General features: G+C 67.2%; 12 protein-coding genes. 8 read left to right on the top strand and 4 right to left on the bottom strand.

The genetic code is table 11. From position 1 onward, the window contains the following. Together NBW77_RS08850 and NBW77_RS08845 are read right to left on the bottom strand one after the other, a co-directional pair. Positions 1 to 811: serine/threonine-protein kinase (locus NBW77_RS08850; RefSeq protein ID WP_250279545.1), on the bottom strand; the 811-nt coding region annotated here is incomplete at its 3' end. 49 nt (positions 812 to 860) lie between these two features. Further along, positions 861 to 2,240, bottom strand: a complete 1,380-nt coding sequence (locus NBW77_RS08845; protein ID WP_250279544.1) for a hypothetical protein — start codon at positions 2,238 to 2,240, stop codon at positions 861 to 863. 285 nt (positions 2,241 to 2,525) lie between these two features. Here NBW77_RS08845 and NBW77_RS08840 point away from each other — a divergent pair, with 285 nt between their 5' ends. Continuing rightward, positions 2,526 to 3,875: an MFS transporter gene (locus NBW77_RS08840; protein ID WP_250279543.1), complete on the top strand. Its 1,350-nt coding sequence runs from the start codon at positions 2,526 to 2,528 to the stop codon at positions 3,873 to 3,875. A 133-nt stretch (positions 3,876 to 4,008) separates the two neighbouring features. Here the strand turns inward: NBW77_RS08840 and NBW77_RS08835 are convergent, their stop codons facing one another. Together NBW77_RS08835 and NBW77_RS08830 are read right to left on the bottom strand one after the other, a co-directional pair. After that, a complete protein-coding gene (locus NBW77_RS08835; RefSeq protein WP_131749442.1) occupies positions 4,009 to 5,079 on the bottom strand; it encodes an inositol-3-phosphate synthase in 1,071 nt (356 codons plus the stop codon). Between the two features lie 70 nt (positions 5,080 to 5,149). Next, positions 5,150 to 5,773, bottom strand: a complete 624-nt coding sequence (locus NBW77_RS08830) for a PadR family transcriptional regulator (RefSeq protein WP_131749441.1) — start codon at positions 5,771 to 5,773, stop codon at positions 5,150 to 5,152. Positions 5,774 to 6,103: 330 nt separating this feature from the next. Here NBW77_RS08830 and NBW77_RS08825 point away from each other — a divergent pair, with 330 nt between their 5' ends. From NBW77_RS08825 to NBW77_RS08795, 7 genes are all read left to right on the top strand, one after another. Next, positions 6,104 to 6,511 carry a DUF5318 family protein gene (locus NBW77_RS08825; protein WP_131749582.1) on the top strand — a complete coding sequence of 136 codons (408 nt, stop codon included), beginning with the start codon at positions 6,104 to 6,106 and terminating at the stop codon, positions 6,509 to 6,511. Positions 6,512 to 6,662: 151 nt separating this feature from the next. After that, on the top strand, positions 6,663 to 9,224 hold the full coding sequence (locus NBW77_RS08820) for a transglycosylase domain-containing protein (protein WP_242606160.1): 2,562 nt from the start codon (positions 6,663 to 6,665) through the stop codon (positions 9,222 to 9,224). Between the two features lie 78 nt (positions 9,225 to 9,302). Beyond that, on the top strand, positions 9,303 to 11,231 hold the full coding sequence (locus tag NBW77_RS08815; RefSeq protein ID WP_131749439.1) for a glycosyltransferase family 87 protein: 1,929 nt from the start codon (positions 9,303 to 9,305) through the stop codon (positions 11,229 to 11,231). A 29-nt stretch (positions 11,232 to 11,260) separates the two neighbouring features. Beyond that, the gene (locus NBW77_RS08810) at positions 11,261 to 12,613 is read left to right on the top strand and encodes a hypothetical protein (protein ID WP_242606159.1); all 1,353 of its coding nucleotides are present in this window, start codon (positions 11,261 to 11,263) and stop codon (positions 12,611 to 12,613) included. A gap of 169 nt (positions 12,614 to 12,782) precedes the next feature. Further along, positions 12,783 to 13,040 carry a hypothetical protein gene (locus tag NBW77_RS08805; RefSeq protein ID WP_250279542.1) on the top strand — a complete coding sequence of 86 codons (258 nt, stop codon included), beginning with the start codon at positions 12,783 to 12,785 and terminating at the stop codon, positions 13,038 to 13,040. A gap of 192 nt (positions 13,041 to 13,232) precedes the next feature. Beyond that, positions 13,233 to 13,550, top strand: coding sequence for a 30S ribosomal protein S6 (gene rpsF, locus NBW77_RS08800; RefSeq protein WP_284346903.1), 318 nt, complete (start codon positions 13,233 to 13,235; stop codon positions 13,548 to 13,550). 13 nt (positions 13,551 to 13,563) lie between these two features. After that, positions 13,564 to 14,130 carry a single-stranded DNA-binding protein gene (locus NBW77_RS08795; RefSeq protein ID WP_131749436.1) on the top strand — a complete coding sequence of 189 codons (567 nt, stop codon included), beginning with the start codon at positions 13,564 to 13,566 and terminating at the stop codon, positions 14,128 to 14,130. The last annotated feature ends 35 nt before the right edge of the window (positions 14,131 to 14,165 follow it).

Genomic DNA, 14,165 nt, shown 5'->3' with positions numbered 1-14,165 from the left:
GGGGGCGGGCGGCGGCGCTGGCGAGGTCCAGGGCGAAGGCGTAGGCCGAGGGGTGGCGGGCCGACGGGTCGTTGGCGAGGGTGCGCATGAGGACTGCAGCCACGGAGTCGGGGACCCCGGCGGGTGGTGGCGGAGTCACCTCAAGTTTGTGGCGGAACAGCGACATCAGGGGCAGCGTCGGATCGAACGGCGGGGTTCCGGAGAGCAGTTCGTAGAGGACGACCGCGAGAGCGTAGAGATCCGTGGCCGGGCTGAGGCGGCCGCTGTCGATCTGTTCGGGCGCCATGTATTTCGGAGTACCGATAATCTTACTGGCGGTGACTGTTGTGGTGTCGAAAATCTTCGCAATGCCGAAGTCGGTGACTTTCAACTGCCCGGTTTCGGTGAACAGGACATTGTCGGGCTTGATGTCGCGGTGCAGTATCCCCCTGGTGTGGGCGCAGTTCAGTGCTTCGGCGACGGCGAGCCCTGCAGCGCAGGCAGCTTCGGCGGAAAGTGTCCGGTGTCGCTGACCGAGGGTTCCTCCGGACAGCAGCTCCATGATGAGCAGGCAGAGGTTGCCGCTCTCCACGTAGTCGTAGATCCGGATGACGTGGGGGTGGTCGAGTCCGGCAAGTAGCCGGGCTTCGGTCTTGAAGTCGGTCAGGACTGCACCGTCCGACGCGGTGGAAAGAACTTTGATCGCCACGGCCCGGTCGAGGTCGCGGTGATGTCCGGCGAGGACCAGTCCGTATGCACCGGTTCCGAGTTCTTCACCCACCGTGTAGTTCGGCAGCGCCGCAACCACCCGCGCAAGATCGATTATTGGCACGAATTCACCCCGCCCCCCTGCGCAGACAGCAGAAGTTTAGCGGAGCTGATCACGTCGATCCCAGCCGATGCCGGGGTCGGGGTCGGGGTGTATCCGCTCCGGTATCGGGTGACCGCCGGATGACCTGGATGGCATGAGCCGCCAATCCGGCCCCGGCACCCAGAAAGGGGAGCGCGGGCAGCACATAACGGTGGTCGAAGCCGGCTGTCAGTGGCGGAACGGCCAGCAGTGTCAGGCTTGCAGCAGTGATCAGGACAAGCGCCCCGCGGAGTTGGTGCCGATGTCGGGCCGTCACCGCGACGCCGACCAGTGAGGCGAGCAGCAGCAGGCCCAGCACCGGTCCGGGTACGGCGACGTGGCGCTGGTAGCTCACCAGCCAGTCCGCGAACGGCTGTCGCAGATGGTGGACGGCGCTACCGCGCTCGTAGGTGTCGACGTCGTCGAGAGCACTCCCACCCGCCACGTACGTCCGGTTCGGGACCGGGTCCGGTGGATCATGAAACAGGAAGGGACGTGTCATGAGCGCGTTGGGATAGTCCGTTCCGCGCGGTCCGAACGTCCGGGCGAAGTCCCGAACCGCCACCGAAACGTAGTCCAGTGGCTGCGCTGTGATGGCCCGCAGGGCGAATCTCCTGGCCAGCGAGTCCTTCGAGCTGCTGAAGATGGGACCGGGAATGGCATGCAACGGTGTGTCGGTGTTCCAGATGTAGTTCAACGGCGGCTGGCGTTCGCCGGGTGGTTCCGCCGGGCAGAGCAGCGCCAGATCCGCCGGCGGACGTATCCGGGAGCAATCCACGAATGACGTCGTCCGAGAGTAGAGGAAAACTCCTTCGCTGCCGGTGATACCGGCCTTGCCGTGAACCGACTGGAACCATGCGGAGTATCCGGCCAATGGAATGACCAGCGCGAGGGAGAAGGCGACCAGCGGACGCCGACCTGGACGCCGGGCAAGCAGCCAGAGTACGGCCGTCATGGCGAGCGGGAGACCGACTGTGCGGGTCAGGGCTGCTGCCGCCAGAAGCACACCGGCTGCCAGGGCTGCACCAGTAGGGACTTGACGCCACCACAGCAGGGTCACGATGGCTGCTACCGAGAGGAAGGTGAACAGCGTCTCGGCCATCACCACGTGTTCGACCTGAATCTGATATCCGTCGAGGAGCTGGGGTGCCGTGGCAACGGCGGCGAGCCAGCCCGCCGCTCCGTACCTGCGAAGCAGGGCGTATAACATGACGGCGATGGCCAGCCCCGACAGATGCTGCACGATTACCACGAGCCGGAAGCTGTGAAATGGTTGTGACACCATCAGGAAGAAACTGTAGCCGAATGGTCGGACCACGTATGGCTGTGGTCGTAGTGCCACGCCCAGGTACTCGAAGCTGTCATTGAACCACAGCGCGGGTGAATAACCGACAATCGCACCGAGACGCACTGCGGTGGCTGCAATCAGCATTGCCGTGAGGGCGCGATGGCGGGACGGGACACGGGTCCATCGGATACGCCCGATTTTGCCGGTCGGGGTACCGGGGCGGAGGAAGGCGGTAAGGACCGACTGCGGCCCTTTGATCATTTTTTCATTATATCAACATCAAATTTTGTATTGATCGGAGGTGGTAGCGGTGAGACGGGGCCCGTGGCGGCACCGCCGGGCCACCGGACACTCGCGGACCCGGGAGGCTGCGGACCTTCTCCCGGGTGGGTCCGTAGGCTCGGGCGTGTGGCGCGGGCCGGAGATCTGCGACAACTCCTCAAGCGGACGGGGTTTCGGCGGCTTTTTGCCGCCCGACTGACCTCACAGGCCGCCGACGGAGTGTTTCAGGCGAGCCTGGTCAGCTACGTGCTGTTCTCCCCGGAGCGGGCTACGTCCGCCGGGGCGATCGCGGCATCGCTCGCGATCGTGGTGCTGCCGTTCAGCGTCATCGGCCCGTTCGCCGGGATCGTGCTCGACCGGGTCTCGCGGCAGCGGGTGCTGGTGGTCTGCGCGCTGACCCGTGCGGTCCTGCTCTCCCTGCTTGTCATGCTGATCGCCGCCGGGCACACCGGGGCCGACTTCTATGCGGCCGCGCTGGCGGTGGTCAGCGTCAACCGTTTCGTGCTCGCCGCGCTGTCCGCGGGTCTCCCGATGGTCGTCCCCACCGGAAGGCTGGTCACGGCGAACGCCCTGTCGACCACGTCCGGAACACTCGCGACCCTGCTCGGCGCCGGTATCGGTAGCGGACTGCGTGGGCTGATCGGCGGGGACGACGCGGCCGTCGCCACGGTGGCAGCCCTCGCGGGCCTCGTCTACCTGGCCGCGGCGGGCACCGCCACGCGCGCCGGTCGGTACGAGTTCGGCCCGCTGACTCCAACACCCGGCCAGGGCCTTGTCCGCGAGGCCGGACAGGTGGCCGTGGAACTGGCAGCGGGCGCGGCCCACCTGTGGCAGCGGCGTCCAGCCCGGTATGCGCTTGCCACCCTGACCGGCTCGAGGGCGTCCTACGGGCTGACGTCGGTGATGGCGGTCCTGCTCTACCGCAACTACTTCACCGGCGTCGACGGCGGCCTGGGCGGTCTCGCGCTGGTGGTGACGGCCGGTGGGGTGGGGACGGTGACGGCCGCCGTTGTGACACCGCGGGTGACCCGGCGGATCAGCAAGCAGACCTGGATCAGTCTGGTTCTGCTCGCCGCCGGGATCATCGAGATCGCGCTGTGCCTTCCGTTCTCGTCGCTGCTTCTTATCGTCGGGTCGCTCCCGATCGGGTTCGCCGCGCAGGCGAGCAAGATCTGTGTGGACACGATCGTGCAGGAGGAGACCGATGACTCCTACCGTGGGCGCGCTTTTGCCCTCTACGACCTGCTGTTCAACGTGGCCTACGTGGCTGCCGCCGCGCTCGCGGCGTTCGCCTTGCCGGTCACGGGCAGGTCGCCGGCCCTGGTGGTGGTCGCCGGTCTCGGCTACGTCGTGTGCGGACTGCTGTACCTGCGCGCCCGACCGTCCCATGAGTCCGATCTCGATCTGACGACGTCTCGTCCGGTGGCTCCTCCGGTGGCAACGGCCGGCACCCGGCCGCAGGCACGCCTGGACTGACAGCGCAACCGGGGGATGGCGGAGCCACCGCCGGGGAGAAGGAAAGGGCCCGGCCACCCCCTCCGAGCGGCCGGGCCCTTTTCGTTCATGCCCGCTTCGATGACATGCCTTCGTGAAGCGGTACGGGACGTTTCTACTCGCCGAGGATGAAGGCTTCCACCTTGTCCCGGGCGATGTTGTCGCGGTACTGCTCCGGCGGCGACTTCATGAAGTACGAGGATGCGGCGAGCAGCGGGCCGCCGACACCCCGGTCAAGGGCGATCTTCGCGCAGCGGACCGCGTCGATGACCACACCTGCGCTGTTCGGGGAGTCCCACACCTCGAGCTTGTACTCCAGGTTCAACGGGACGTCACCGAACGCGCGGCCCTCAAGGCGGACATACGCCCACTTGCGGTCGTCGAGCCAGGCGACGTAGTCGGACGGACCGATGTGGACGTTGTCCTTGCCGAGGTCGTGGGAGAGCTGTGAGGTGACCGCCTGCGTTTTGGAGATCTTCTTGGACTCGAGTCGTTCCCGCTCGAGCATGTTCTTGAAGTCCATGTTGCCGCCGACGTTGAGCTGCATGGTGCGGTCCAGGACGACGCCTCTGTCCTCGAACAGCTTCGCGAGTACGCGGTGGGTGATGGTGGCCCCGACCTGCGACTTGATGTCGTCGCCGATGATCGGTACACCGGCGGCGCGGAACTTCTCGGCCCATTCGCTGCGACCGGCGATGAATACAGGCAGGCAGTTGACGAAGGCGACGCCGGCGTCGATCGCGGCCTGGGCGTAGAACTTCGCCGCGTCCTCGGAACCCACCGGCAGGTAGCAGACGAGGACGTCGGCCCGGGCCTCGCGCAGGGCTGCGACGACGTCCACCGGCTCCTCGTCGGACTCTGCGATCGTCTCGCGGTAGTAGTGGCCGAGACCATCCAGGGTGTGCCCGCGGGCGACGGTGATACCCAGCGGTGGCACATCCGCGATCTTGATGGTGTTGTTCTCACTGGCGACGATCGCCTCGGACAGGTCGCGGCCGACCTTCTTCGCGTCCACGTCGAACGCGGCGACGAACTCCAGATCCCGGATGTGGTAATCGCCAAGCTGGCTGTGCATCAAGCCCGGTACCTGGGCCGACGGGTCGGCGTCGCGGTAGTACTCGACCCCCTGCACGAGGGATGCGGCGCAGTTGCCCACGCCGACGATGGCGACACGTACCGAACCCATGACGATCTGCTCCTTTTTACGGTTGTGGGACACACGGGTGGGCGGGATGCGGGACCGAAGTGACGCCGTGCTAGCGCGCGGGCGGGACCTCGTCACCGTTCTCCCCCGGACCCGACGGCGTCGGTGACGTCGAATCTGTGGACAACTCTGTGGACAACTTGGTGGGCGGGGACTGCGCCCGCTCGGTCTCGATCAGCTCGGTCAGCCAGCGAACCTCGCGTTCCACCGACTCGAGGCCATGGCGCTGCAGCTCGAGGGTGTAGGTGTCGAAGCGCTCGAGGGTTCTTGTCAGCGCGGCCCGGACCTTCTCGCGCCGTTCCTCCAAGCGTCCACGCCGACCTTCGAGGATGCGAAGCCGCACGTCGGCATCGGTCTTGCCGAAGAAGGCGAACCGGACACCGAACATCTCGTCCTCCCAGGAGGACGGGCCGCCCTCGCCAAGGAGTTCGGCGAGGCGCTCCTTGCCCTCGGCTGTGAGGGTGTAAACGACGCGACTTCGACCACCGAGGCGACCGGCGGCGGTGGAGTCATCGGCTGTGACGTAGCTCTCGGCCTGCAGCTTGCGCAGGCACGGATACAGGGACCCGTAACTGAAACGGTGGAAGGTGCCGAGCACGGTGTTGAGTCGTTTGCGCAGTTCGTAGCCGTGCATCGGGCATTCTGACAGCAGTGCGAGGACAGCCAACTCCAGCATCCCCGCTCCCTTCCGCCAGATCCAGCCCGGATGGCCTGGATGCCCGACCCGCCCATCTGACCCGACATACCCGCAGGCGGGCCGATCTAGCGGTCAGACATATCGCTCCGATACATCGAGCATGCCACTTCGGGGCAACCAAGGCAACCACGGATGTCCGGTATGGAAAGCCGAGATGGCCGGATCGGGTCCGGGCACTCGGGGATGCGGCCTTCGGGAACCTTCGACGGTGTCGGAGCATCCGCCCGGACCGTCTGCCCAGAGCATCCGCCCGGACCGTCTGCCCGGACCGTCTGCCGGGATGTCGCATCCGGCGTACCGTCTTATGGCATGCGTCCACGGTCGGTTATCGACTACGCACTCGCCCGGCGGGCGACACTCGCCGACCTGCATGCGGGCAGGGTGTCGACGGCGGACGTGTGTGACGCGCACCCATATCTGCTGCGCGCGGCCAGGTATCACGGTGAGCCGACCACGCGGCGCTGTCCGGTCTGCCGATGTCATGATCCGCTGACCGGCGTCACATACATCTACGGTGACGAGCTCGGTGTGAGCTCCGGCCGGGTACGCGCCACCAGGGAGTTGCCTTCCCTCGCGCAACGGTTCGGCGAGCTACGCGTCTATGTTGTCGAGGTCTGCACCTCCTGCGGTTGGAACCATCTGACCACTTCGTTCGTGATCGGGACCGGGCAGTCGAGGGGCCGGCGGAACACCCGCAGGAGGGCGGCCGAGGAATAGCCGGATATCGCATGTGGTGCCATCACCTGCGATACATGCGCGGCCGTTGACGGAGGCGGTGTGTATGGGCTTCCCGGGAGCGGCGTAGCGTCTGCCGGCAGCCACCGACCACGCGGGGTCCGGACCCCCGCCGCCACGGACGGGACTGTCAGTGAGGTCAACCTACGATCGGGACGGGTACCCGCCCGACGACGAAAACGGTCGCACCCACGTTCGCCGTGCCCCGGCTGGCCGGGACTACACCGATGCCCGCCCCGTGGACGGGCACCCAAGGCGCGCCGCATACGACGGTCAGGCCGCAGACCGGACGTCGGTACCTCATGACGAGCAGGGTCGGGCTGTCAACAACCTGTACGACACGACCGACCGGGCGACGATGGACCGCATCGGTGTCCGTGAGCGGACCGCCAACTCCACCACCTACGTGCGCCGGCCGCATCCGGACGACTCCCCCGCGGGGTCGACCGGCGGCGCTCCGAAACAGGCGGGGGACGGGCCGCCCGGCCGCGCGGGTCGCCGGTCGGCTCAGGTGGCACGGCCCGGTCAGGGCACGCGGGGTCCGAGGTGGTGGCGGAACCGTCCACGGTGGTTTCGCCGACTCCTCCTGGTCGGGATGCTGATGAGCACGCTGGTGTTCGTGGCTCTGGTCGCCGTCCTGTTCGCCGCGACAAAGGTGCCGCTGCCGGCGAGCGTGAACACCGCACAGACGTCGATCATCACCTACGGTGACGGTAAAACCGAGATCGCAAAAATCGGAACGGTCAACCGGACGGACGTCCCGCTGTCCCAGGTGTCGGTGGACGCCCAGCATGCCGTACTCGCCGCCGAGAACAAGAATTTCTACAGTGAACCCGGTATCTCACCCAAGGGAATCGCCCGAGCGCTTTGGGTGGATATTCGTGGTGGAGAGATCGCCCAGGGTGGGTCGACCATCACCCAGCAGTACGCCAAGAACGCCTACCTGACCCAGGAGCGCACGTTCTCCCGCAAGCTGACGGAGATCGTCATGGCGGTCAAACTCGGTCAGAAGTACTCCAAGGACGATATTCTGGACTTCTACCTCAACACGATCTACTTCGGTCGTGGGGCGTACGGAATCGAGGCCGCGTCCAAGACCTACTTCGGCAAACCGGCCTCGGACCTGACCGCGGAGGAAGGCGCGGTGATCGCCGGGCTGATCCGCTCCCCGAACGCGCTGGACCCGCGGGTGACCCCGATTGCCGCCGAGCGCCGCTGGCATGACGTAGTGGACACGATGGTGTCCAAGGGCTGGCTGGACGCATCCCGTGCGACTCCGGACAAGAAACCGCCGGTGACCAGGGAACGGGACAAGTCCAACGGATTGGCGGTGTCCTCGCCGCAGGCCGCCTACATCCGAGATCAGGTCAAGGAGGAACTGATTGCCGCGGGTATCAGCGAACAGCAGATCAACCTGAACGGTCTGCGCATCCAGACCAGCCTGGACCAGGGCCGCCAGACCTCTGCCTATCTGGCCGTGACGAACGTTCTCCAGAAGGCGTATGCCGCCGTTCCCGATCTGAAAACCGGGCTGGTCGCGGTCGAACCGGGCACCGGCCGGGTACTTGCCTGGTACGGCGGCTCGGTCTACGGAACGGGCCAGAACGGCCAGACCTCGTACGTCGACAACGTCTCGGACGCGAAGGTGCCTCCCGGGTCGACCTTCAAACCGATCACGCTGGCAGCCGCGTTGACACACGGTGCCAGCCTGAACTCGACCTATGAGGCCCCGGACGTGCTGAAGATTCCCGGAAACGCCTCCGACGGCAGCGGAACATATGTCGTGCACAACGACGAGGAACACGGCAACTTCGGTTATCCCAATCTGATCAAGTCGACCGCGGAGTCCATCAACACCGTGTTCGTGCCGCTGGGCATCACCGCCGGCATCGACAACGTGATCGCCACCGCGCACGCCCTCGGTGTGTCCAAGGACGTCCAGCTCACCGACGACGCCGGTGTCACCCTCGGGCGCGACGGCATCACCGCCAAGAACATGGTCGCCGTCTACAGCACCTTTGCCAGCGGCGGGAAGGCCGCCACGCCGCATATCGTCGACAAGGTCGTCGACGGCAAGGGCAAAGTCATCTACGAGGGTCCGACGGACTCGAAGACCGTTCTGTCGGCGGGTGTGGCCGCGGACGTGACCTACGCCCTGCAGGATGTCATCAAGGAAGGCACCGGAAAGGCCGCCGCGCTTGCCGACGGACGCCCCGCGGCAGGCAAGACCGGCACCACGGACAACTTCCGCACCGCCTGGTTCTGCGGTTACGTTCCGCAGATTGCCGCCTGCGTGAACATGTTCCGTGGGGATGGCGGCGTGAGTAAGGCAACCGCTCTCACCGGTATCCCGGGCGCTACCGGTGGCGTCTACGGCGGCGGCTATCCCGCAAAGGTCTGGAAGGCCTTCATGGAAGGTGCCCTGACCGGAATGGCGCCCCAGAACTTCCCCGCGCCGAAATACGTCGGGACGGTCACGAACGCCTCACCCTCACCGACCCCTGGACCGACCACCCAGCCTCAGACGGATCCGCTGCCCCAGGCGACGGATTCCAACGGCCTGCCGGTGCTGCCGACTCCGGAGGGTTCGCCGACCCCGAGGGCGACCCTCACCCCGGCCGATCAGGGTGGGACGACGACCTCGCCGAAGGCGAAGCAGTCCACAGGCTCCGGGTTCCCCGTGACCCTGCCATGAGTCCGGTGGGTTTGACGAGTGTGTCGTCACAAGGCATGCGTTGCACGGAAACGCAAGTCGGCCGGGTGACAATGACGCATGGCTAGGACAGGCCCTGAAGCACGCTTCGACGCAGGGACCAGCGACCCCAGGCTGCACGATCACAGCCTTTCCGGTGTCGCCGGAGGCCCTGACGGGCCGGGGAGCGGCTCCGAGCCACCTCGGTCGACCGCGGCCGCGCAGCGCGTCTGCCCGTCGGACGAGGATCCGGTGGTTGCCGGAGCCAGCGTGCTCGTCGGTGGTCCGCCCGGACGTCACGCCCGCATTGGCGCAGGCCGGAGCTGGTGGACGCCGCTACGGGTTCTCATGGCGTTCACCGTGCTGGCGTGCGTGCTCGGCTATGCGCAGAAGGCTCCATGCCGGGACACCCGCAACTGGTCGCACGAGTACCAGTACACGCGGATGTGCTACTCCGATGTGGTCGCCCTGTTCGGTCAGGAGGGACTGGCCACCGGCAAACGGCCCTTCCTCGACTACCCGACCGAGTACCCGCCGCTGATCGGCGCAGCCATGCAGTTCGCGTCATCCGTCGCGGGGTTCGCCGCACGCTCCGGACCGGTGTATCACGATGACGACGGCAGGCAGGTGCTGGTTGGCTACACTCTTGATCATCGAACGGCGGTCTTCTACGATATCACCGCCCTGCTGTTCCTGGTCGCCGCCTGCGTCACCGTCCTCTGTACGGCACTGACCGCGGGCAGCGCGCGGATATGGGATGCCGCACTGGTTGCGCTCGCACCCGTCCTCGTCCTCCATCTCCTGACGAACTGGGACATCCTGGCGGTGGCATTCGCCGCAGGTGGGCTGCTGGCCTGGTCACGCCGTGCCCCCACCCTCGCCGGCGTCCTGCTCGGGCTCGGCGCGGCCACGAAGTTCTACCCGCTGCTGTTCCTGCTGCCGATCGGCCTGCTGACGCTGCGCGCGGGACGGGGCCGGGCCTTCGGCCGGACCCTGGCGGCGACCGTGGTGACCGCCGCCGCGGTGTGGCTGCCACTGTGGCTGGTAGCCGGCTACTTCACCGGCGATCAGCGGACCGGTGACAGCATCTGGACGACGTTTCGGGCCGGCGGTGACTGGTACGGGATGCTGGGCGGCCACCGGAGCGGTGCGACCAACGGGATGCTGCGTTTTGTCGACCTCAACTCGCAGCGAGGTCCCGACTGGGACTCTCTGGCATTCGCCACCACATGGCTGTCGAACTCGTTCTCGACCGCCATGTTCGGTCCCGTTCATCTGATCACTCTGGGGGTCGCCGGGATCGGCCTGGCCTGCGCCGGTCATGCGGCGGCCAGGCGTTGGCCGGTGTGGCGGGCACCGATAGTGCTGGTGGCGATAACCGGCTGGTTGCTGGTCGTGGTCGCGGTCCCTGCGGCGCTGACCGACGTGCGGGAGCACGGGCTTCCCACCGGTAAGACCAACATCATTCTAACGGTCATGCTGAGTACACTGCTGCTCGGCATTGCGGCGCTGGGCTGGTTCGCTCCCCGGCGTCCGCGCTTGGGGCAACTGGTGTTCCTCACCGTCGTCGCGTTCCTGGTGACCAACAAGGTCTTCTCGCCGCAGTACACGCTGTGGCTGGTGCCACTCGCGGCGCTGGCCCGACCACGCTGGCCGGCTTTCCTGGCCTGGCAGGCGAGTGAGGCGTACGTGCTGCTCACCCGGTTCCTGCACTTCGTCTACAACGACACGGACGGTGCGAGCGGCATCGACCGGGGCTGGTTCGTCGGCGCGATCGCCATCCGCGACCTCATGTTGTGCGTGTTCGCCGCGTTGGTCATCCGGGAGATCCTGCATCCGGAGCTGGACGTGGTCCGTGTCCACGGTGCCGACGACCCGGCCGGAGGGGTACTCGACGGGGCGCCGGACCGCCGGCGCTCCAGGGCGGCGGGCGTCGAGGTGGCCTCGGACCCGGGCGTGGCGCATGCCAACCCGGGCGGATGGGCGGCCATGGTCGGGGCCGGATCGTGACCCCACGAGACCCATGACACCGTGAAACCATGACGGTGACGTCCGAGAACCCGGGACATGGTCATGACGGCGGGGCCGGAGCACCTCTCGGGACCGATCCAGACCGGGCCGACCGGGGGCTTTCAGAGCCCCACGCCGGTCGCTCCGGTAACCATGGCACCGACACCGACACCGACACCGACACCGACACCGACACCGACACCGACCGGCCGTTCCGGTCAGTCCGGTCATGGCTGGCCCGGGTGCCGGAGGCGGTCAGAGCGACCCTGCCGATCTGGATCGCCAGCCGGGTCGCCGTCATCCTGCTGTCGCTCGCCGCGTCCCGCGCGCTGTCGGGGCGTCCGATCGCGGACCAGCCCGGCCTGCGGACACTGTGGGACCGCTGGGACGTCGGACTGTTCACCAAGGTTGCCCGTTTCGGCTACCACTCGCCGAAGTACACCGACCAGACCGACGTGGATTTTCCCGGCTTCCCGATCGCGATACGGGTCACGCACCTGATCGTCGGTGACTGGACCATCGCGGGGATGGCGGTCTCGTTCATCGCCGGGGCCGCGGCGGTGGCGGCCATCTGGCAGCTGTACATCGACGACACGTCGGCCGCAGACGCGTCCACGGCCGGTCAGGACCGTCGCAACGCGGGTTTCGCCGTCCTGGCGCTCCTGCTGTTTCCCTACGCGGTGTTCCTGTGCGCGGGGTACTCCGAGGCCATCTTCCTCGGGTTCGCCACCACGTCCTGGCTCGCCGCCAGCCGGCAGCGCTGGTGGCTTGCCGGTCTGCTCGGCGCGGGTGCCGCGTCCACCAGAGTCACCGGGATCCCGTTCTGTCTGGCGCTCGCGGTCCAGTACGTGGTCGGTCGGCGGCGTGCGGGGCTGCCGGTGTTCGCGAGACCAGGGCCGGCGCTCGCGCTACCGCCGCTGCCCATCCTTGGCTTCGTCACCTACCTGCGGGTCCGGACAGGCCGGTGGGACGCCTACGCGGAGGCGATGCGGGCAGGGTGGCACCGGGGGATCGACTGGCCGTGGGTGGGGTGGCGGACGACCTGGCACTCGGCCTTCGAGACGTCGCAGTCGTCGGCGTTCGCGTGGTTCTGGCGCGGCGAGGTGGCCGCCGTCGTCCTCGGCGTCGTGCTGACCGTGCTGCTTGCCCGGTCGGCACGCTGGGGTGAGGCTGCCTTCGTCGGCGGCGCGACGCTGCTGATGAGCTCTTCGACCTACTACGCCTCGGGGATCCGGACGATGCTGGTGGCGTTTCCGATGTACCTGCTGCTCGCGCGTGTCGCGGCGCGCCGACCGTGGGTGCGGCCCGCCTACATCTGGCTGTGCGCGCCGGTGATGGCGGTCTTCGTCGTCGCCTTCACCCAGGGCCAGTGGGTGGATTAGCGCTTTCCCCGAATTTCCGCTCCGCGAAAATTCGGGGAGCTCTGCGTCGTGGGTTGGTGTTTGTCGGTGGGTTCCCGATCATCATTGGTGATCGGGAACGGGTTTCGGCTGTTTCCTGCCGGGCGTGGCCGGGTCCGGTGTGCCGGTACAGCTGGCAGGATGCGGACGTGTGACAGGTGTCGGGTCGGACAACAGTGCCATGGCCGGCCGCAGGGCCATGGCGGTCATCACCTCCGTCGGGCTTGCCGCGGCTGTGGTCGTACTCGTCGTCGCGGCGATCTCGCCGTCACCTGACCGGCATCTGCGTGGCCTGCTGGTGGTGCTCTCGGTCACGGTCATACTGGGAGTGCTCGGTGGTGGACTACAGGTGATCGCCGCCGGTCGAACGACCGGACGACACCACCGACCGCGGGTGGACGGCAGGTAGCCAGGTGGTGGTGCCTGCTGGTGGTACGGGGTGGTCGGGCGACGTTGGGCCGAGCCGCATCGAGTAGTGTTTGCCAGGCCGCCGCTCGTTGGTCTGCGCGGATTCGCTCCACGTCCGACCCGAACTGCGGCTTGTCCCTCCTGCCACGGAACTCTCCGTGGCCGCCCGAGTCCACAGGAGGTGGGTTCACCCTTGTCACGGCATTACGAACTGATGGTCATCCTTGAGCCGGATCTCGAGGAGCGCACGGTCGCGCCATCCCTTGACCAGTATCTGACCGTCGTCCGCTCCGGTGGCGGCGTTGTGGAGAAGGTCGACGTCTGGGGCCGCCGCCGGCTTGCCTATGAGATCCGCAAGAGTTTCGAGGGCATCTACGCCGTCATCGACCTGTTTGCCGAGCCGGACGTCGTCGCCGAGCTCGACCGCCAGCTCGTCCTCAACGAATCGGTGATCCGGACCAAGGTGATCCGGCTTCCCGAGAAGAAGCCCCGGCGTAAGGTCGCGGCCTGAAGGGAGCGGCTTCATGGCCGGCGAGACAGTCATCACGGTGGTCGGGAACCTGACCAACGACCCTGAACTTCGGTTCACACCCAATGGCGCGGCCGTTGCCAGCTTCACCATCGCCTCGACGCCGCGAACCCTTGACCGTGCCACCAATGAGTGGAAGGACGGGGACGCGCTCTTCCTGCGCTGTTCCATCTGGCGACAGGCTGCCGAGCATGTCGCGGAGTCTTTGCAGAAGGGCGCCCGGGTCATCGTCCAGGGTCGGCTCAAGCAGCGGTCGTTCGAGACGCGTGAGGGTGAGAAGCGGACCGTCGTCGAGTTGGATGTGGACGAGATCGGTCCCTCGTTGAAGTACGCCACTGCCAAGGTCGTCAAGGCCGGCCGCGGTGGCGGTGGCGGTGGCGGCTACGGCGGGCCGGCGGGCGGGCCGTCCGGTGGCTATGGTGCGCCGCCCGCCCCCGGAGGTCCTCCCGCGGGTGGCGGCTATGGCGCCCCCGCCGGCGGCGGCTCCGGGTATGGCAGCGCACCCGTCGAGGACCCGTGGTCGGCACCCGCCGGCGCCTATTCGGAAGAGCCCCCGTTCTAGTGCTCCCGGCACTAGATCCCTGCCTCTCGGGCCAC

This window comes from Frankia sp. Cppng1_Ct_nod, from assembly GCF_920656135.1.
GTDB lineage: Bacteria > Actinomycetota > Actinomycetes > Frankiales > Frankiaceae > Protofrankia > Protofrankia meridionalis.
Note: the sequence above shows the minus strand (reverse complement) of the source record. Positions and strands in the feature narration are given on the sequence as shown.

Excerpts from the sequence above, each read along its gene's own strand:
- NBW77_RS08810 (WP_242606159.1), top strand. The coding sequence starts at position 11,261 with ATGACGGTGACGTCCGAGAACCCGGGACATGGTCATGACGGCGGGGCC.
- NBW77_RS08795 (WP_131749436.1), top strand. The coding sequence starts at position 13,564 with ATGGCCGGCGAGACAGTCATCACGGTGGTCGGGAACCTGACCAACGAC.
- NBW77_RS08830 (WP_131749441.1), bottom strand. The coding sequence starts at position 5,773 with ATGCTGGAGTTGGCTGTCCTCGCACTGCTGTCAGAATGCCCGATGCAC.
- NBW77_RS08815 (WP_131749439.1), top strand. The coding sequence starts at position 9,303 with ATGGCTAGGACAGGCCCTGAAGCACGCTTCGACGCAGGGACCAGCGAC.
- NBW77_RS08825 (WP_131749582.1), top strand. The coding sequence starts at position 6,104 with ATGCGTCCACGGTCGGTTATCGACTACGCACTCGCCCGGCGGGCGACA.
- NBW77_RS08835 (WP_131749442.1), bottom strand. The coding sequence starts at position 5,079 with ATGGGTTCGGTACGTGTCGCCATCGTCGGCGTGGGCAACTGCGCCGCA.